The organism is Vibrio kanaloae (assembly GCF_024347535.1).
GTDB lineage: Bacteria > Pseudomonadota > Gammaproteobacteria > Enterobacterales > Vibrionaceae > Vibrio > Vibrio kanaloae.
In genome coordinates, this window is record NZ_AP025497.1 from 769,678 (window position 1) to 789,207 (window position 19,530).

A 19,530-nucleotide genomic window follows, 5' to 3' on the forward strand; every position below is an offset into this window, starting at 1 on the left:
GTTTCTGCTTATTTATTAAAATTCGCAGGTTCTCTTGTTGCCTGTAATATCTCAAATTTTTGGTTTAGTTCAAGCGTTTCAACGTTCGCTTCACCAAATAATCTTGCGAGTTTTACATCGTATCCGAGGTGTCGGTTACCAATAACAATTAATTTTCCGCCATTGCTAAGAACATGCTTCGCATCACAGAACATTTGCCATGCAATGTGATCAGTAATCGCTTGTTGTTGATGGAACGGAGGGTTACACATCACTAAGTATGTGCTGTTTTTCTTAAAGCCATCTAAACAGTTGTTAGCAATGAATTGGAAGTTACCTTCTTCACCAAGGTTATCCTTGACGTTTTGTCGTGCTGATTCAACGGCCATAAAACTCTCATCAACGCAGGTGATACGAGCTTTGGGATTCAATTGTCCTGCTTTTACACTCAATACACCGTTGCCACAGCCTAGGTCGATAATATGACGTAGCTCAGGATCTTGAGGTATGTGCTCTAGCATATAGCGAGCGCCTTGATCGAGTGCTTCCCCTGAGTAAACATTCGGTAAATTTTTCAGGCGGATATCTTCACCGTCTACATCCCACTCAACAAACGGCTCAACATTTTGAATCGGTTGGCAATTTGGAGAAGAGAAAACCAAGCGGTGTTTTTTCTTCGCTAATGAGGTTTTGGTCTCGCCTAGGTATTTTTCGAAAAGGTTAAGTGTAGAGGTGTGGATCTCTTTTACTTTGTTGACACCGATCACTTGGCAGCCTTCAGGCAGTGCTTGGCGTAACTGACTTAACTGCCATACAAGGTGGCGGTTGGTTTTTGGTAGCTGCATGATCACAAGGTCTATACCGTGTGGGATAGCATCCATTGTGTTTAAAAAGTTGACTCGATTACATTGATTTCGCTGTAAGTTTTTTAGCGCACCGCGATGAGAGATAAATGAGTCGCTCATCATGGTGACATCATGATCTTTCGAGAACCAAGCAGATAGAGCACCAAAACTGTCGTTCATGATCAGTATGTGTTTGCCCGGTTCAAGGTTCATCTCTTCAACATGACTGAGCAGGTATTCGTCGCCCGCATCCCAAGCTTGAAGGGTTTCATTTGAACGTTTAGGGAAACGATGTAAGGTCAAAGTTCTATCGTGAAGGGTAAGTTCGGTTTTCATTGCTTGAGGTGCTTATATAAGAAATAACAAAGATATTGTCTCAAATGCAGGCTAAACAAGATAGAAAAAACTCCACTAAACCGGAGTGGTTCGCAATGAAATACTCAGACAGTCGACCCGTTAAGGTTTATACTCAGCAACATATAATGCCAATACGTTACTAAGGAATCACAATGATCCAAGAAGTTATCGAAACAAAATTGCACAATGAGTTTTCACCAAGTCATTTAAACGTGGTGAATGAGAGCTATATGCACAATGTTCCGGCTGGTTCTGAAAGTCATTTTAAAGTGATTGTTGTCAGCGATGTGTTTGAAGGTTTGCGTCTTATTGCTCGTCATCGAGCGGTCAATAAAGTACTTTCAGAAGAGCTAGCGAATAATATTCACGCCCTGTCCATTCACACTTATACAAAAGATGAATGGATGAAGCAGCTAGATAACGTGCCAGATAGCCCAATGTGCATGGGTGGTGGTAAGTCATAGAACTTAGCTATAAAAAAGAGGCGGCAATACCGCCTTTTTTGTTGCCAAATATCTCTGTTTTTCGTTGTTATATCACTCAAATTGATGGTAAATCGAACGGCTAAAAATACCTACAATGAGTAATGTTTTTATTAACAGTGTTTCAACATAGTTCGTAAAATATGAGTTTGTGACAGAGTATTAATCTCTTGTTTAAAACATGATTCAAAAGCCATTTTATCTGTGCGGCCCGTCAAATTTATACATATTTGAGAGTCCATATGCTTCAAATCTCACCAAATAAAGGCCGTATTCAAGTTATTGGTCATGGCATCAAGTTATCAAAAAATGCTAGTATACGGCACCTGATAAATCTCACATGATTTATGTGATGAGTTTATTAAGATAATGTTGCGATTTTGGTGTCTCAAATTTACCAAAACCGGACACAGTAATGTCGTGTCTAAGGGCGATTTAAAACGTCCCGAATTTACGCAATTAAAAGAATCTTTTTCCCGATAAAGTAGTGCAAGTGCGTATGATTACAATAAATAAGGGTTTGGACCTTCCTATTGCAGGAACTCCATCCCAGGTGATTAATGATGGTAAGTCCATCACTAAAGTCGCCTTGCTTGGCGAAGAGTACGTTGGTATGCGTCCTACGATGCATGCTCGCGTTGGTGATGAAGTGAAGAAAGGCCAAGTTCTTTTTGCAGATAAAAAGAACCCAGGTGTTGTATTTACTTCTCCAGCAAGCGGTAAAGTTATTGAAGTGAACCGTGGTGCTAAGCGTGTTCTTCAATCAGTAGTGATTGAAATAGCAGGCAATGAGCAAATCACGTTCAATAACTATGAAGCCAACCAACTAGCAGGTCTTGACCGTGAAACGGTTAAAACTCAGTTAGTTGAGTCTGGCGCATGGACCGCTTTGCGAACTCGTCCGTTCAGCAAGGTTCCAGCCATTGATTCTGAAACTCAGGCTATTTTTGTAACTGCTATGGATACGAATCCGTTAGCAGCTGAGCCAGAATTAATCATTAACGAACAGTCTGATGCTTTCGTTGCTGGTTTAGATCTTCTTTCAACATTGACTAACGGCAAAGTGTACGTTTGTAAAAAAGGCACTAGCTTGCCTCGTTCTGCTCAGTCTAACGTTGAAGAACATGTTTTTGATGGCCCACATCCTGCAGGTCTTGCAGGCACGCATATGCATTACCTTTACCCGGTAAATGCACAAAATGTAGCGTGGAGCATTAACTACCAAGATGTTATCGCATTCGGTAAGCTTTTCCTTACTGGTGAGATTTATTCTGAGCGTGTTGTTGCTCTGGCTGGCCCAGTGGTTAACAACCCACGTCTAGTTCGTACTCTAATTGGTGCTAGCCTTGAAGAGTTAACAGACAGTGAGTTAATGCCAGGCGAAGTTCGTGTGATTTCTGGTTCTGTACTCACGGGTACCAAAGCAACAGGTCCGCATGCTTTCCTTGGTCGTTACCATCAGCAAGTTTCTGTTCTACGTGAAGGTCGTGATAAAGAGCTATTCGGCTGGGCTATGCCTGGTAAGAACAAGTTCTCTGTTACTCGTGCATTCCTTGGTCACCTGTTTACAGGTCAGTTGTTCAATATGACAACGACAACAAATGGCAGTGATCGTTCGATGGTTCCAATTGGTAACTATGAGCGCGTAATGCCTCTAGATATGGAACCTACATTGCTACTTCGTGATCTATGTGCAGGCGATATTGATAGTGCTCAAGCACTAGGTGCGCTAGAGCTAGACGAAGAAGATGTAGCATTGTGTACCTTTGTATGTCCAGGCAAGTACGAGTACGGTCAACTACTTCGTGAATGCCTAGATACGATTGAGAAGGAAGGGTAATTTTCATGGGCCTTAAAAAGTTTCTTGAAGACATCGAGCATCATTTTGAGCCAGGTGGTAAACACGAAAAGTGGTTTGCGCTTTATGAAGCAGCAGCTACTGTGTTCTACACACCAGGTCTTATTACAAAGAAAAGCTCGCACGTTCGTGATAGCGTTGATTTAAAACGTATCATGATCATGGTTTGGTTCGCAGTATTCCCAGCAATGTTCTGGGGTATGTACAACGCGGGTGGCCAAGCTATCGCAGCACTTAACCATATGTACGCAGGCGCTGAATTAGTTTCTGTTATCGATGGTAACTGGCACTACTGGCTAACCGAAATGCTTGGCGCCTCCTTAGGAGCCGACGCAGGTGTTGGCAGTAAGATGCTACTTGGTGCGACATACTTCCTGCCTATCTATGCGACGGTATTTATCGTTGGTGGCTTCTGGGAAGTTCTGTTCTGTATGGTGCGTAAGCACGAAGTTAACGAAGGTTTCTTTGTCACTTCTATCTTGTTCGCGCTTATCGTTCCGCCAACACTTCCTCTATGGCAAGCTGCACTAGGTATTACCTTTGGTGTTGTGGTAGCTAAAGAGATCTTCGGTGGTACGGGTCGTAACTTCCTGAACCCTGCACTTGCTGGCCGTGCGTTCCTATTCTTTGCATACCCTGCACAGATTTCAGGTGACGTAGTTTGGACTGCTGCAGACGGTTTCTCTGGTGCAACTGCGCTTAGCCAATGGGCTCAAGGCGGTGGTAGCGCACTAATGAACGTAACATCTGGTGAAGCAATCACTTGGATGGATGCATTCATTGGTAACATTCCAGGTTCTATCGGTGAAGTATCGACTCTAGCGCTTATGATTGGTGCTGCGATGATCGTTTACATGCGTATCGCTTCATGGCGTATCATTGCTGGTGTAATGATCGGTATGATCGCTGTTTCTACCCTGTTCAACGTGCTTGGTTCTGAGACAAATGCAATGTTCAGCATGCCTTGGCACTGGCACTTAGTTCTAGGTGGCTTCGCGTTTGGTATGTTCTTCATGGCGACAGACCCAGTATCAGCTTCATTTACCAACAAAGGTAAGTGGTGGTACGGCATCTTAATCGGCGCAATTTGTGTAATGATCCGTGTAGTTAACCCTGCATACCCAGAAGGCATGATGCTTGCGATTCTATTCGCAAACCTATTTGCCCCTCTGTTTGACCACGTTGTAATCGAGAAGAACATTAAGCGGAGACTAGCGCGCTATGGCAAGTAATAACGATAGCATTAAAAAGACGCTGTTTGTTGTTATCGCATTGAGCCTTGTGTGCTCAATCATCGTTTCAACAGCTGCAGTTGTTCTTAAACCTAAACAAGAAGCTAACGCAGTTCTGGATAAGCAAACTAAGATCCTGGAAGTTGCAGGCATTGAACTTGCGGGTGATATTCCAGCACTGTACGCCGATAATATTGAACCTCGTTTAGTTGATTTGGCTACTGGTGACTTTGTTGAAGGCGATGCTGCTGAATACAATCAACGTAAAGCAGCAAAAGATCCAGCTCAATCAATCAAGCTTTCAGCTGACGATGACATCGCGAAGATTATTCGCCGTGCGAACACTGCTACAGTGTACCTAGTGAAAGATGGCACTGAAACTTCTAAAGTTATCATTCCTATTCACGGTAATGGCCTTTGGTCAATGATGTACGCATTCGTTGCGGTAGAAACAGATGGTAACACTGTGGCTGGCATCACATACTACGAGCAAGGTGAAACTCCTGGACTTGGTGGTGAAGTTGAGAACCCAACTTGGCGTGATCAGTTCGTTGGTAAGAAATTATTCGACGAAAACCACAAACCAGCGATTAAGGTAGTTAAAGGTGGCGCTCCTCAAGGTTCAGAGCACGGTGTAGATGGACTTTCTGGTGCAACACTAACTAGTGTTGGTGTTCAACATACATTTGACTTCTGGTTAGGTGAAATGGGCTTTGGTCCTTTCCTAGCAAAAGTTCGTGACGGAGGTCTGAACTAATGTCTAGTGCAAAAGAAATTAAAAAAAGCGTATTAGCGCCTGTGTTGGACAACAACCCAATCGCGCTACAGGTTCTTGGTGTGTGTTCTGCTCTTGCGGTAACCACTAAACTAGAAACAGCATTTGTTATGACTATCGCGGTAATGTTTGTTACTGCTTTGTCTAACTTCTTCGTTTCTTTGATCCGTAACCACATTCCTAACAGTGTACGTATCATCGTTCAGATGGCAATTATCGCATCACTAGTAATCGTGGTTGACCAAGTGCTTAAAGCATACCTATACGATATCTCTAAGCAGCTATCTGTATTCGTAGGCCTAATCATTACGAACTGTATTGTAATGGGTCGTGCTGAAGCATTCGCAATGAAGTCTGCGCCAATCCCATCTTTAATCGATGGTCTTGGCAACGGTCTTGGTTACGGTTTCGTTCTTATCACTGTAGGTTTCTTCCGTGAGCTTCTAGGCTCTGGCAAACTATTTGGTATGGAAGTACTACCTCTAGTGAGTAACGGTGGTTGGTATCAGCCGAATGGCTTGATGCTTCTAGCACCTTCTGCGTTCTTCCTAATTGGTTTCTTGATTTGGACAATTCGTGTGTTCAAACCTGAACAAGTAGAAGCGAAGGGGTAAGGTAATCATGGAACATTATATTAGTCTGCTAGTTAAATCGATTTTCATCGAAAACATGGCGCTTTCTTTCTTCCTAGGTATGTGTACATTCCTAGCGGTATCTAAGAAAGTTAAAACTTCTTTTGGTCTTGGTGTGGCGGTAGTTGTAGTACTTACCATTGCTGTTCCTGTAAACAACCTTGTTTACACACACATCCTAAAAGAAAACGCGCTTGTTGAAGGTATCGATTTAAGTTTCCTTAACTTCATCGCGTTCATCGGTGTTATCGCGGCACTTGTACAAATACTAGAGATGGTTTTAGACCGTTTCTTCCCACCTTTGTACAATGCACTAGGTATTTTCCTTCCATTGATCACAGTTAACTGTGCAATCTTTGGTGGTGTATCTTTCATGGTAACTCGTGACTACAACTTTGCTGAATCTGTTGTTTACGGTTTCGGTTCTGGTGTGGGTTGGATGTTAGCTATCGTTGCTCTTGCGGGTATCCGTGAGAAGATGAAGTACTCTGACGTACCTCCAGGTCTACGTGGCCTTGGTATCACGTTCATTACTGTTGGTCTGATGGCGTTAGGCTTTATGTCTTTCTCTGGTGTTCAACTGTAGGGTAAGCACCCAGTAATAAGGAATAACAAATGTTTAGTATTATTCTTGGCGTAGCGATGTTTACCATTATTGTACTGGCTCTAGTACTAGTGATTCTTTTCGCTAAGTCTAAGTTAGTACCATCAGGTGACATCACTATTTCAGTAAATGACGATCCTGAAAAGGCGATCGTTACTCAACCAGGTAGCAAGCTACTTAGTGCCTTAGCTGGCGCTGGTATTTTCGTATCTTCTGCTTGTGGCGGTGGTGGCTCTTGTGGCCAGTGTCGTGTGAAAGTTAAGTCTGGCGGTGGCGACATCCTACCAACTGAACTTGATCACATCACAAAAGGCGAAGCTCGCGAAGGCGAACGTCTTGCATGTCAAGTTGCTATGAAAACCGACATGGAGATTGAACTAGACGAAGATATCTTTGGTGTTAAAAAGTGGGAATGTACTGTTATCTCGAATAACAACGAAGCTACTTTCATCAAAGAACTTGCTCTAGCAATCCCTGAAGGTGAAGAAGTACCGTTCCGCGCGGGTGGTTACATTCAGATTGAAGCTGAACCACATCACGTGAAATACGCAGATTACGATATTCCAGAGGAATACCGTGGTGACTGGGATAAGTTCAACCTATTCCGTTACGAGTCTATCGTTAAAGAACATTCAATCCGCGCTTACTCTATGGCTTCATACCCAGAAGAGAAAGGCATCATCAAGTTGAACGTTCGTATCGCAACTCCGCCGCCAAACAACCCTGACGTAGCTCCTGGTGTGATGTCTTCATATATCTGGTCTCTTAAAGAAGGCGACAAATGTACTATTTCTGGTCCATTTGGTGAGTTCTTTGCTAAAGATACAGACAATGAAATGGTCTTCATCGGTGGTGGTGCAGGTATGGCACCAATGCGTTCACATATCTTCGACCAGCTTAAGCGTCTTCACTCTACTCGTAAGATGTCTTTCTGGTACGGTGCGCGTTCTAAGCGTGAGATGTTCTACATTGAAGATTTCGACGGCCTAGCGGCTGCGAATGAAAACTTCGTGTGGCACTGTGCACTGTCTGATCCTCAACCTGAGGACAACTGGGACGGTTACACTGGTTTCATCCACAACGTATTGTACGAAAACTACCTGAAGGATCACGAAGCTCCTGAAGACTGTGAGTACTACATGTGTGGTCCACCAATGATGAACGCGGCTGTTATCGGCATGCTGAAAGATCTTGGTGTAGAAGATGAAAACATCCTACTGGATGACTTCGGTGGTTAATCCATTTAAGTGATTGATATTATGGCTGACTCTCACGAGTCAGCCATTTGTTTTTCTAAGACTATTTTTGACAACATACTGGCTTATATAAGAAAGAGTAAGGCATTCAAAGTACCTATTTTTTACTCTTATTTTTCCTTATATAAATCCTCAACATTAGACAGGAGTAAGCAAGTGAGAATTTGGCTTGTTGCATTAACTTCTTTGATTTTTCTTGCAGGCTGTGAGCAGGCAAGAGAGCAAGTGCATTTAAGTGGCCCAACAATGGGTACCAGTTACAACATTAAATACATCAATGGCGATGAATTTCCTGAGTCTAATGAAGTTCATACTGAGATCGATCGTCTACTTGAAGAAGTGAATGATCAAATGTCGACTTACCGTGAAGACTCTGAACTGAGCCTTTTTAATCAACACCTTGCTGCTGATGCATTCGAAGTTTCCGAACAGACTGCAACTGTTGTGAAAGAAGCGATTCGTTTGAACGGAGTTACTCAAGGAGCATTAGATGTCACGGTTGGCCCATTAGTTAATCTATGGGGCTTTGGCCCTGAAGCGCGACCTGAAGTCGTCCCAACAGATGAGGAATTAGCGGCTCGTCAAGCAAAGGTAGGAATACATCATCTAAGCGTTGAAGGTAATAAGCTAACTAAAGATTTACCGAATCTGTATGTTGACCTTTCAACCATTGCAAAAGGTTGGGGCGTGGATGTGGTCGCAGATTACCTTGATTCAATTGGTATTCATAATTACATGGTAGAAGTAGGTGGTGAAATCCGTCTGAAAGGTCTAAATCGTGAAAGTGTCGGTTGGCGTATTGCGATAGAGAAACCAAGTGTTGAAGAGCGCACTATTCAAGAGATCATTGAGCCGGGTGATATGGCGATCGCCACGTCTGGTGACTACCGTAATTATTATGAGCGTGATGGTGTTCGTTACTCTCACATCATCAACCCAGAAACAGGAAAGCCTCTTCATCATAAAGTGGTTTCTGTAACTGTATTGGATCCGTCTTCAATGACTGCAGACGGCTTATCTACTGGCCTTATGGTCTTAGGTGAGGTTAAGGGAATGGAAATCGCAAACCAACATAACATTCCTGTGTTCATGGTGGTTAAAACAGCAGATGGCTTTAAAGAGATTGCTTCTGAAGCATTTAAGCCATACTTAAGTAAATAAGGTAAGCGAGAGAATTATGAATACATTTCTGATTACATTTGGTGTTTTTCTTGCAGTAATCGCAGCGATGTCAATTGGTTATATTATCCAAAAGAAAGTTGTAAAAGGTAGCTGTGGTGGTTTGGGGGCTGTTGGTATTGATAAAGTATGTAACTGCCCTGAACCTTGTGATGCACGTAAGAAGCGTGAAGCACGGGAAGCATACCGTGAAGAGAAACTAGCAGAGCGTCAACAGAAAGAAGCGTCTTGGAATAAAGATCGTATCGCTTAACTGATGATAGTTATTAGGGTGTAGAGTTATCTCGCCTCCAGAGAATTTTTAATGAAAAGCTCAAGACGACTGTCTTGAGCTTTTTTGTTGTGATGAACCTTTTTTCTTGGTGGGATTTCAGTCGTTTTAAACCTGATAATAATTTACTATACTGTTTATAGATACAGTTGTAAGGTTGAGCTATTCTTAGATGTCTAGTGTGGTCGAAGATAAAATAAGAAAGATAATCCATGTTGATATGGATTGTTTTTACGCGGCTGTAGAAATGCGTGATAACCCTGTTTATCGAAATCGACCACTGGCAGTAGGTGGTCATGAAAAGCAGCGTGGCGTTTTAAGTACGTGTAACTATGAGGCTCGCAAGTTTGGAGTTCGTTCGGCTATGCCCACAGGGAAAGCGCTACAGCTTTGCCCTAACTTGTTGGTTGTCCCTGGAAGGATGTCGGTTTATGTCGAGATATCCAAAAAAATTCGAGAAATTTTTTCTCGATACACTTCGATGATTGAACCTCTCTCTCTAGATGAAGCATTTCTTGACGTTACAGAGTCGACAAAGTGTCATGGTTCGGCAACACTGATCGCAGAATCGATTCGGCGTGATATATGGAATGAACTCAACCTCACGGCTTCTGCTGGTATTGCTCCGATAAAATTCCTAGCGAAAGTCGCTTCAGATATGAATAAGCCAAATGGTCAGTTTGTTATCCCTCCGCAAGACGTGCAAGCGGTGATCGACCAGTTACCACTCGAAAGCATTCCCGGTGTCGGTAAGGTGAGCATTGAAAAGTTACATCAAGCTGGCTTCTTTACTTGTAAAGATATCAAAGAATCTGACTATCGCGACTTACTGCTCAAGTTTGGCCGTCAAGGTGCATCACTTTGGAAGCGCAGCCATGGTATTGATGACCGAGAAGTGATTACTGAGCGTGAAAGAAAGTCGGTAGGTGTGGAGCGAACCTTTACTCAAAATATATCGACCTACGCAGAATGTTGGCATGTGATTGAAGACAAGCTGTTTCCTGAACTCGAAACTCGCTTAGAAAAGGCTAGCCCAAGTAAAGCGATCATCAAGCAAGGTATTAAGCTCAAATTCGCCGATTTTCAGCAAACCACGATTGAGCACATACATGCTTCACTTGATCGAGAACACTTCAAAGAACTGCTAAGTGAAATACTGAAAAGGCAACAAGGAAGAGAAATCCGCTTACTTGGCTTGAGTGTGGTGTTACAACCGAAAGACCAGATGCGTCAGCTGAGTTTCTTTTAGGGAAAGGAGTTGAGAGTTTAGTTTTAGAAGTGTTGTTGTTTGATACCGACTAGACTTTACAGCCTAATCGGTTTCTTCTATAAGTAAAAACTTGGGTTACCTAGGAAGCTGTTTAACTCGCGCTAAGGTATCACTGAATGGTTGTTGTTCGAGCTTGCCGTAACCGATCATCTTGCTCGCTTTAAGTTTGGTTGAAAGCGGAGTGGCGATTCCGCATAGAAAACGAGTAATGGCTTCGTCGGTAATCAATTGTTGGCTCTTCGATACAAACTCATGAATCCATTTTATCACCGTCTCATCATCAATTGGTTCAACATCAACAGTGGGTAACATTGCGACTTGATCTCGACATACTGAACAGTGTCCACATTTGGTAGGGACTTTGTCATCGGCAAAGTAACTGGCAAGGCGTGAGCTTAAGCAAGTATCCGCCTCAAAGAAATTCAGCATTTGGTTAAGGCGGTTTATCTCGCTGTGCTCTTTTGCTTTAAACAACTCAGTAAGGCGCTCTGACAGTTGCATCATATCTTCAGAAGTATTGTGGATTGCGTAGACATCGGTGATCTGCTTGCTTTCTAGTTCAATCCAACCTTGTTCATTGAAGTAGTCGATAGCCGCAATCACACGCTGGCGATCTGCTTGGAAGTGAGTCCAAAGCGCATCGAAGTCGACTTGGCACCACACTCTAGCTTGAGGTGAACATTGGAAGATCGCTTCGACAAATTGACGACGTTCACTTTGAAATTGCTCTGTGATCTGCTGTTTCGGACGAATGAACTTAAATTTGTAATCAGCAAAGTAGCTGTACTTCGGCTCAATCACGCCTTCAATTTCAAGATACACCAGTAGTGTTTTTAGCGGTAACTGACGAATGTTGGACTCACGTGATAGCTGGTTAAGCATGATCTCCCATTGATTCGAGCCAGAAGCGCCAATGTTTTGATTTTCGTAGATCTCTTTTAATACCGCTTGGATAGATATGTTGTCTGGCGTATCACCAAAAACGAAGTTCTCGAGTGTGCTTAAACCATGTTTGTTAGCGAGTAGAATACATTCAGACGCTTGCCCGTCTCGGCCAGCTCTGCCGATCTCTTGCGAGTAATTTTCTATCGACTTTGGTAAGTCAAAGTGAATCACTCGGCGAATGTTGGACTTATCCACGCCCATACCAAAAGCAATGGTTGCCACGATACAGCTCACTTCATCATTCATGAATTGATGTTGAATTGCATCTCGGTTTTCAGGCTTAAGACCCGCATGGTAAGCCACGGCATTAACGCCAGCGTTACGAAGTTGCTGAGCCACCATCTCTGCTGTTTGTTGAAGGGTGACATAAACAATAGTCGGAGCGAGAGAAGCTTGGTTAACGACATTGCACAAGGTTTCTAGCTTGCTGGTTTGTTCGCAAGGTTGAATCGACAGGTCGAGGTTTTGACGATAGAACCCCGTCACTACCACGCGCTCCTCATCAATTTCAAACTTTGACTTCATGTCTTGGATAACCGAGGTGGTTGCGGTGGCTGTCAGTAGTAGAACCTGAGGAATATTGAGCTGCTTTTGGTATTGAGGAAGCTTCAGATAATCGGGTCTGAAGTTGTGTCCCCATTCTGAAATACAGTGCGCTTCATCTACTACCAGTAACGAGATCGGCACTTGGGAGATAAACTGGCGAAAGCGTTCGTTCTTCAAGCGCTCAACGGAGATCATCAGTATCTTGGTGTCACCGTTACGTACCGACTGCATAACCTGTTGTGTGGTTTGTCTGTCTTGGCTGGATTCGATTGCAGCTGCGCTAATACCTTTACTGTGCAGGAAAGCGAGTTGGTCTTTCATCAAGGCTAACAGCGGCGATATTACCAAGGTTAAGTGCGGTAACTCTAATGCTGGTAATTGATAGCACAGAGATTTACCAGAGCCTGTCGGGAATATCGCGGCAGTCGAGTGACCAGATAGAACATTATCAATGACTTGCTTTTGTCCATTACGCAGTGAGTCGAATCCGAATACTTGTTTTAGCTTCTGCTCAATCATTTATGCTCTACCTGAGTTATTAAGTGTCGTACTGATGCTAAAGCGGCGCTTATTGGTGATAGCGTCGCTTGATGAATCAAATGTCTTGCACCTGATTGTACCTAATTCTATTCTGTAGCTCCTATAGAAAAGCACCCCAAAAGTATGAATAAGTCCGAGCTTCGACAAATAATCTTAGAGCAACTCGAATCCCGATTACGTATCGCACAATCTGCTACTCAGCGAGCCATTGACGCTGCGACCGATGAAGAAACTGTGCCAGAGCATAAGTATGATACATTGGCATTAGAAGCCTCGTATCTTGCTCATGGACAAGCGTTGCGAGTGCAAGAATGCGAAGATGATATCCAGTGCTACCGGAATCTAGTATTACGTGACAGTGAAAAGATTGCAGTAAGCAGCTATGTTGTGGTCATTGATGAAAATGATGAATATAAACACTTTTTCATTGGACCGAGAGTCGGAGGACTTTCTGTTACGTGGAATCATCATGAGATCGCTATCGTGACGGTGAATGCACCTTTTGGTAAGGCTCTGATGGGCAAAGAAGTTGGTGATGAGATAGAGTTTAAGGTCGCTGACAAACTGTTTTGTTATGAAGTCGTGTCTATCGATTGAATGACGCTCGATATAAAACGTTTCTCTGACAAAGAATTATAAATCACGGGTATAGTTCTTTGTTAGATTGATGAGAGGATGTTATGAAAAACAATGTATTAATTGCATCACTAACAGCTGCAATAGCAGTTGTGAGCTTGCCAACGTTTGCTGCTCAGTGTCGTGTTGATTTGAAGAATGAATTACGAATCGATGATCAAAAAGTCGAAATCCACCAAGTGAATGGTGATACTGCTGTCTTTGATAACAATAATGATCTCTATATCCATGGTGAAAAGGTTGAACTCGATGCTGATCAACAAGCAGCGATAGAGAAATACCGTGACAACATGAGTGAGTATTTACCACGAGCGAAACAAATGGCTAACGATAGCCTAGCGCTAGCCAATGACGTTATTGATGATATTGCTGCTAGCCTCGATTCTCCTGAGTCTTTTGATAATGTAAAAGAGTCAATGAAAGAGTACTTCACTGAACTAGAAGCTCGTTACTATAAAGACGGTGAGTTAGTGCTGCCAGCTAATAGTTTCGACTCGATGGCCAATAGTTGGTCTGAAGATTTCGATAAGGCTAAGAAAATCTTTAACCAAGAGTTTATCTCTAGCGCTTTTAATGCGATGTCAGAGAAAATGAAGCAAGAGGGTGGATTAAATCTTACCGAGTTGGCTGATAGTATGGCTGAATTAAAGCTTAAAGTAGAAGAGAGAATGAAAGAGCATGCTCAACAAGTAGAAGAAGAAACGGCTGAGTTTTGTGATTCTCTAGATGAGATGGTAGAACAAGAGCAAGAGCTGCATGAAATCATTCCGAACCTAAAAGGTTATCAGGTATTTACGATCTAACCTGAAGTGGATAGGAATAAAAAGAGCACCGGTTGGTGCTTTTTTTGTTTCTATTGGATTGAGTCGATAAGGTTATTTTAGTATTGGTGGGCTTTATTGTAGGTGGCTATCTGGTTTTATCGATGCATTGTGATTAATAAAGCTGGATTTATGCTGGTTTAGTGGTTCTAAATAGTGAATGAGTTAAAAAAGTTAGCGAATTCTTCATTTATTGGTTGTGACTAACATTACTTTTTATTATTGTACTTTCAAACTAGTTCGCTGATTTTGATGTGAGAAATATGGAGCAACAATCTTCCTCTTCTAGAGAGCATTTTAGCTCTCGCTTGGGTTTTATTTTAGCAGCGGCTGGTGCCGCTGTTGGTTTGGGAAATATTTGGGGATTCCCAACCCAAGTTGCCAGTAACGGTGGTGGCGCTTTTCTCTTAGTCTATTTGTTCATGATCTTCGTGGTTGCTTTCCCAATGCTGGTGGTTGAGATGGCGATTGGGCGTCACGGCCAAGCCAATCCAGTAGATAGCATGCGTTCTTTGACTAAAAAACCTTTAGGCAAAAAAGTCGGTGAATTTGTTGGTTGGATTGGCTTAAGTGTCCCAAGTGCAGTATTAGCTTTCTATAGCATTGTTGGCGGCTGGTTGATCTGTTTCCTGATTGGTGCTGTTGCTGATCTGATTGGCCTAGAGGCTATTGCGGATTGGTTTAAAGGCTTCAGTGTTGAGCGCAATGTATTTGGTACCGTAGCGTTCTATGTACTGACTATTCTGATTGTACAGGGTGGTGTTAAGCAAGGCATCGAGAAGTGGTCGACGCGTTTGATGCCAGCACTGTTTGTGTTGTTTGGTTTATTGTTTGTTTACATCATGACGCAAGCTGGTGCGATGGAAGGCCTAAAGCACTATTTAGTACCAGACTTTGAAAAGGTGTGGGATAGAAAACTGATTCTAGCAGCGATGGGGCAGGGGTTCTTCTCACTAACCATTGGTGGATGCTCAATGTTGGTTTATGGTTCTTACTTAAGCAAGAAAGAAAATCTGCCAAAAATGGCAATGAACGTTACTTTGGTTGATACCGCGGTTGCTTTTATTGCGGGTTTGGTCGTGATGCCTGCGATGTTTGTTGCGATGCAAAAAGGCGTTCAAATCTATGCGGAAGATGGCTCGTTGTTAAGTTCTGATACTTTAGTGTTTACAGTTTTGCCTTTGATGTTTGATAGCTTAGGTGTACTTGGTCAGATCTTCGCAATTGTCTTCTTCTTGTTGCTAACGATAGCTGCCCTTACTTCTTCAATTTCGATGCTAGAAGGGCCTGTAGCGCTAGTGAGCGAGCGTTTCAATACCAGACGAACAGCAACGAGTTGGGTTATTGGTGGTGCTATTGCACTGTTCAGTGTGGTGATTGTCTACAACTTTGCTGCGATGTTTGGCATGGTTGCGATGATAGCGACTCAATACCTTCAACCGATTGCAGCACTGATGTTCTGCCTGTTTGGCGGCTGGGTGTGGAGCCGATCTTCAAAAGTGGAAGAGCTTGAGCAAGGCTGTCCTGATTTTCAACTTGGCTGGTTTGGTAAAGTGTGGCCAATGTATGTGAAGTTCGTATGCCCAATCTTAGTGGCAACGGTTATTTGGGCTTCTTTCGGTTAGTAATCATTTACTGCCTAGAGCATTAGACCTGCAGATCAAGGCCACTCTTATTGAGTAGCCTTGTTGTTTTTATATCGAACAAACTTGTTTTACTCTATAGAAAAAAGGCGCTGAACATACAGTTCAGCGCCTTTTCAATTTTGGTTTAAGCAATGTGATTACTTAATTTCCATACCTTGAGCTTGCAAGTCGGCATGGTAAGAAGAACGCACAAATGGGCCACAAGCGGCGTGAGTGAAGCCTAGTTCAAGAGCAATATCTTTTAGTTCATCGAACTCAGAAGGCGGCACGTAACGTTCTACTGGTAAGTGGTGACGGCTTGGCGCTAGGTATTGGCCTAGTGTCAGCATAGTTACACCATGCTCACGAAGGTCTTTCAGTACTTGAACGATCTCTTCTTTTGTCTCACCAAGCCCCATCATCACACCTGACTTTGTTGGAATATCAGGGTGTTGCTCTTTGAATTTCTTCAGTAGATCAAGAGACCACTTGTAGTTCGCACCTGGACGCGCTTTACGGTATAGGCGTGGCGCTGTCTCTAGGTTGTGGTTGAAAACATCTGGCGGGTTGTCTTTCATTAGATCAAGTGCAACGTCCATACGGCCACGGAAGTCTGGAACCAGTGTTTCGATACGAATATTTGGGTTTTGCTCGCGAATTTCACGGTTACAGTCAGCAAAGTGCTGAGCGCCACCATCACGTAGATCATCGCGGTCAACTGAAGTGATTACTACGTACTTCAGTTTCATGTCTTTAATCGTCTTAGCCAGTTTCTTCGGCTCTTCTGCTTCAGGAGCAACCGGGCGACCATGGGCAACATCACAGAACGGGCAGCGGCGAGTACAGATAGCGCCAAGAATCATAAACGTTGCCGTACCGTGGTTAAAGCACTCGGCTAGGTTAGGACAAGACGCCTCTTCACAAACTGAATGTAGGTTGTTTTTGCGCATTGCAGATTTGATTTCTTGGATACGATGGCTGTCTGAAGGCAGTTTAATCTTCATCCAGTCAGGCTTGCGTAGAACTTCTTTCTGTTCAGCAGGCATATTCTTTACGGGAATTAATGCCATTTTGTCAGCGTCACGATATTTAACGCCTTTTTCCATTTGGATTGGTTTGCTCATGATTTTATGCTTCTGCTGTAATGTTACTGGTGGCTTGAATGTCTACTTGGTCATAATCGAGTAATTCTACAAGCTCTTGTATTAACTGTTGCTCAACGTTTTCTAGTTCACTTGGTCCACCGAGTTGGCTTACTTGTGCCATTTCCATACCTTGGTAACCACATGGGTTAATGCGGAGGAACGGAGACAGATCCATATTAACGTTGAGTGCTAGCCCGTGGAACGAGCAGCCGCGTCGAATACGTAATCCGAGTGAACAGATCTTCTTGCCATCGACATAAACACCAGGAGCGTCAGGTCGGGCAGCTGAATCTATATTGTAAGCTTTCATAGTATTGATTACGAGGTTCTCGATATGAGTCACCAAATCACGTACTCCGAAATTCTTGCGGCGGATATTAATCAAAAAGTAAGCGACTAACTGACCCGGGCCGTGATAAGTCACTTGACCACCGCGATCGCTTTGTACCACAGGGATATCACCAGCATTTAATACATGCTCAGCTTTACCTGCTTGTCCTTGAGTGAAGATAGGGTTGTGTTCAACTAACCAAACTTGGTCTACATCTTCTTCTGTGCGTTCGTCTGTGAATTTATGCATGGCTTTCCATACAGGCTCGTAATCCTGACGACCTAATTTTTTTACAATTAGCTTATTTTGCAAATCAGCACTCCCTCAAGGATTAACAAAGTGAACGCATTATAAACGCGAAACATGATTCTAACTACAGACGGACTGCAAGGTTTTTCAACTTTCTTTGTATTTATTTAAAATTAAGTTGAATGAATTCGGTATTGATAGAAAGCTTTAAATAAAAACAGCGGCAATAAGCCGCTGTTATTCATGCGTAATCGAAAACTACAGAACCATCCGAACTATTTCGATCTCGCCCAGTTCTTTATATAGTGTTTCTACTTGTTCGATTGACGTCGCAGTAATATTGATAGAAACAGAGTGGTAGTTACCTTTCGCACTCGGTTTTAGCGTTGGGCTGTAGTCACCAGGAGCATGACGCTGGATCACTTCTAGCACTAGCTCAGTCAGTTCTGGCTTAGCGTGGCCCATTACCTTGTAAGTGAATGAACAAGGGAACTCTAAGAGGTCTTTTAGTTTTGCATCAGAATTGATGTTCATGATTAGCTCCAAAAGGCTAGACTCTCGCAAATTGGCGATATGTCGATAAAAAGCGTGTTCGGTTAATAGACACGAGTAATAAGGCGGAATATTACGTGTAAATATCATCGAACTCAAGATCAACAAAAGCCGCACATAGCGGCTTTTTTTCGTTAATGAGTAAATTATGAATTTACTCATTAGGTTAGCTTTGTAAGAAGTTTAGGTATTGTTTAGAGCAAACCTTTAACTCGTTAGAAGAAACCTTTGAAAAGCAGTACCAAGTAGTCCCACAGACGGCTAAATAGGCTGCCCTGCTCTACATTTTCAAGTGCAAGCAGTGGGTATTCAGCAACGTCTTCACCGTCTACTTGATAGAACAGCTTACCTACAACATCGCCTTTACTGATTGGCGCTTCTAGCTCTTTTTCAAGAACGAAGCTTGCCTTTAGGTTCTTCGCTTGACCACGAGGAAGAGTAACGAAAGTATCTTCGTCTACGCCTAAAGCAACGGTATCTTGGCTACCCATCCAGATTTTCTCTTCTACGAAGGTTTCACCAGCTGTATGTGGTGCAACTGTTTCGAAGAAACGGAAACCGTAGCTAAGTAGTTTTTTGCTTTCGGTCTTACGAGCGTTTGTATTCTTAGTGCCCATAACAACAGCAACTAAGCGCATTTTTCCTTCTGTTGCTGAGCTTACTAGGCTGTAACCTGCGTTGTTCGTGTGGCCAGTTTTAATGCCATCAACGTTCATGCTCTTGTCCCATAACAGACCGTTACGGTTGTATTGGGTTATGCCATTGTAAGTGAACTTTTTCTCTGAGTAGATACGATACTCATCAGGAACGTCGCGAATCAGCGCCTGACCAAGTAGAGCCATATCATAAGGCGTTGAGTATAGATTCGGGTTATCTAAACCGTGCACGTTAGCGAAGTGGGTGTCTTTCATGCCGATAGAGCTTGCCCATGCGTTCATGAGGTCTACAAATGCGTCTTCAGATCCGGCAATGTGTTCGGCCATAGCAACACAAGCATCGTTACCTGATTGAATAATGATTCCGCGGTTCAGTTCTTCAACTTTAACCGTTGTACCAACCTCAACGAACATTTTAGATGAGTCTGGGAAGTTTTTAGCCCAAGCATTTTCGCTGATTACAACGTCGTCGTTTAGGTTGATGTTACCACGATCAAGCTCTTGGCCGATCACGTAGCTCGTCATCATCTTGGTTAAACTTGCTGGAGAAAGCTGAGTGTTCATCTCTTTCTCGGCTAGTACTTTGCCCGAATGGTAATCCATTAGAACAAAACCTTTAGCGGCGATTTGGGGTGCGTCAGGAACAACAATAGGAGCGGCGAATGATGATGTAGCTATTGTTGCTGAAAGCGCAACAGAAGTAGCAAAAATCGATTTAACAAGTTTATTAGATTTAATCATTTT

General features: G+C 43.0%; 19 protein-coding genes. 13 read left to right on the plus strand and 6 right to left on the minus strand.

Features of this window, described 5'->3' with window-relative positions:
* Window positions 1-8 precede the first annotated feature (8 nt).
* On the minus strand, window positions 9-1,160 hold the full coding sequence (locus tag OCV24_RS03665; protein WP_136978966.1) for a methyltransferase: 1,152 nt from the start codon (window positions 1,158-1,160) through the stop codon (window positions 9-11).
* A 173-nt stretch (window positions 1,161-1,333) separates the two neighbouring features.
* On the opposite strand from OCV24_RS03665, the gene bolA reads away from it, so the two are divergent.
* The 10 genes from bolA to dinB all read left to right on the plus strand — a co-directional run bounded on the left by bolA (window position 1,334) and on the right by dinB (window position 10,719).
* Window positions 1,334-1,645 (plus strand): transcriptional regulator BolA, encoded by a 312-nt coding sequence (bolA, locus tag OCV24_RS03670; RefSeq protein ID WP_017056767.1) that lies wholly within the window; start codon window positions 1,334-1,336, stop codon window positions 1,643-1,645.
* 517 nt (window positions 1,646-2,162) lie between these two features.
* Window positions 2,163-3,503: a Na(+)-translocating NADH-quinone reductase subunit A gene (locus OCV24_RS03675; RefSeq protein ID WP_077680763.1), complete on the plus strand. Its 1,341-nt coding sequence runs from the start codon at window positions 2,163-2,165 to the stop codon at window positions 3,501-3,503.
* A 5-nt stretch (window positions 3,504-3,508) separates the two neighbouring features.
* Window positions 3,509-4,753, plus strand: a complete 1,245-nt coding sequence (locus OCV24_RS03680; protein WP_017056769.1) for an NADH:ubiquinone reductase (Na(+)-transporting) subunit B — start codon at window positions 3,509-3,511, stop codon at window positions 4,751-4,753.
* Window positions 4,743-5,510, plus strand: a complete 768-nt coding sequence (locus OCV24_RS03685; RefSeq protein WP_046224562.1) for a Na(+)-translocating NADH-quinone reductase subunit C — start codon at window positions 4,743-4,745, stop codon at window positions 5,508-5,510. Before OCV24_RS03680 ends, OCV24_RS03685 begins: the two co-directional genes overlap by 11 nt.
* Window positions 5,510-6,142, plus strand: a complete 633-nt coding sequence (locus tag OCV24_RS03690; RefSeq protein ID WP_017056771.1) for an NADH:ubiquinone reductase (Na(+)-transporting) subunit D — start codon at window positions 5,510-5,512, stop codon at window positions 6,140-6,142. Before OCV24_RS03685 ends, OCV24_RS03690 begins: the two co-directional genes overlap by 1 nt.
* A 7-nt stretch (window positions 6,143-6,149) precedes the next feature.
* Window positions 6,150-6,746: an NADH:ubiquinone reductase (Na(+)-transporting) subunit E gene (gene nqrE, locus OCV24_RS03695; protein WP_017056772.1), complete on the plus strand. Its 597-nt coding sequence runs from the start codon at window positions 6,150-6,152 to the stop codon at window positions 6,744-6,746.
* Between the two features lie 29 nt (window positions 6,747-6,775).
* A complete protein-coding gene (nqrF, locus tag OCV24_RS03700; protein WP_046224564.1) occupies window positions 6,776-8,002 on the plus strand; it encodes an NADH:ubiquinone reductase (Na(+)-transporting) subunit F in 1,227 nt (408 codons plus the stop codon).
* A 174-nt stretch (window positions 8,003-8,176) separates the two neighbouring features.
* Entirely contained in the window at window positions 8,177-9,181 is a 1,005-nt protein-coding gene (locus OCV24_RS03705) for an FAD:protein FMN transferase (protein WP_077680761.1), read from the plus strand.
* 16 nt (window positions 9,182-9,197) lie between these two features.
* The gene (nqrM, locus tag OCV24_RS03710; RefSeq protein ID WP_004735214.1) at window positions 9,198-9,452 is read left to right on the plus strand and encodes a (Na+)-NQR maturation NqrM; all 255 of its coding nucleotides are present in this window, start codon (window positions 9,198-9,200) and stop codon (window positions 9,450-9,452) included.
* 190 nt (window positions 9,453-9,642) lie between these two features.
* A complete protein-coding gene (dinB, locus tag OCV24_RS03715) occupies window positions 9,643-10,719 on the plus strand; it encodes a DNA polymerase IV (protein WP_136998612.1) in 1,077 nt (358 codons plus the stop codon).
* A gap of 96 nt (window positions 10,720-10,815) precedes the next feature.
* Here the strand turns inward: dinB and OCV24_RS03720 are convergent, their stop codons facing one another.
* Window positions 10,816-12,750 carry a RecQ family ATP-dependent DNA helicase gene (locus tag OCV24_RS03720; RefSeq protein WP_017056776.1) on the minus strand — a complete coding sequence of 645 codons (1,935 nt, stop codon included), beginning with the start codon at window positions 12,748-12,750 and terminating at the stop codon, window positions 10,816-10,818.
* Window positions 12,751-12,894: 144 nt separating this feature from the next.
* Between OCV24_RS03720 and OCV24_RS03725 the strand changes: the two genes are divergently transcribed.
* From OCV24_RS03725 to OCV24_RS03735, 3 genes are all read left to right on the plus strand, one after another.
* Window positions 12,895-13,368 carry a GreA/GreB family elongation factor gene (locus OCV24_RS03725; RefSeq protein ID WP_017056777.1) on the plus strand — a complete coding sequence of 158 codons (474 nt, stop codon included), beginning with the start codon at window positions 12,895-12,897 and terminating at the stop codon, window positions 13,366-13,368.
* Window positions 13,369-13,451: 83 nt separating this feature from the next.
* Window positions 13,452-14,210: a YggN family protein gene (locus OCV24_RS03730; RefSeq protein ID WP_136998613.1), complete on the plus strand. Its 759-nt coding sequence runs from the start codon at window positions 13,452-13,454 to the stop codon at window positions 14,208-14,210.
* Between the two features lie 281 nt (window positions 14,211-14,491).
* A complete protein-coding gene (locus OCV24_RS03735; protein WP_102507857.1) occupies window positions 14,492-15,853 on the plus strand; it encodes a sodium-dependent transporter in 1,362 nt (453 codons plus the stop codon).
* 158 nt (window positions 15,854-16,011) lie between these two features.
* On the opposite strand, the gene lipA is transcribed toward OCV24_RS03735, so the two are convergent.
* The 4 genes from lipA to OCV24_RS03755 form a co-directional block, all read right to left on the minus strand.
* A complete protein-coding gene (lipA, locus tag OCV24_RS03740) occupies window positions 16,012-16,977 on the minus strand; it encodes a lipoyl synthase (RefSeq protein WP_017056780.1) in 966 nt (321 codons plus the stop codon).
* A 4-nt stretch (window positions 16,978-16,981) separates the two neighbouring features.
* Window positions 16,982-17,641 (minus strand): lipoyl(octanoyl) transferase LipB, encoded by a 660-nt coding sequence (lipB, locus tag OCV24_RS03745; protein ID WP_102507859.1) that lies wholly within the window; start codon window positions 17,639-17,641, stop codon window positions 16,982-16,984.
* A gap of 195 nt (window positions 17,642-17,836) precedes the next feature.
* Window positions 17,837-18,115 (minus strand): DUF493 family protein YbeD, encoded by a 279-nt coding sequence (ybeD, locus tag OCV24_RS03750; RefSeq protein ID WP_026084358.1) that lies wholly within the window; start codon window positions 18,113-18,115, stop codon window positions 17,837-17,839.
* A 230-nt stretch (window positions 18,116-18,345) separates the two neighbouring features.
* Window positions 18,346-19,527, minus strand: a complete 1,182-nt coding sequence (locus OCV24_RS03755; protein WP_017056782.1) for a serine hydrolase — start codon at window positions 19,525-19,527, stop codon at window positions 18,346-18,348.
* Between the last annotated feature and the right edge of the window lie 3 nt (window positions 19,528-19,530).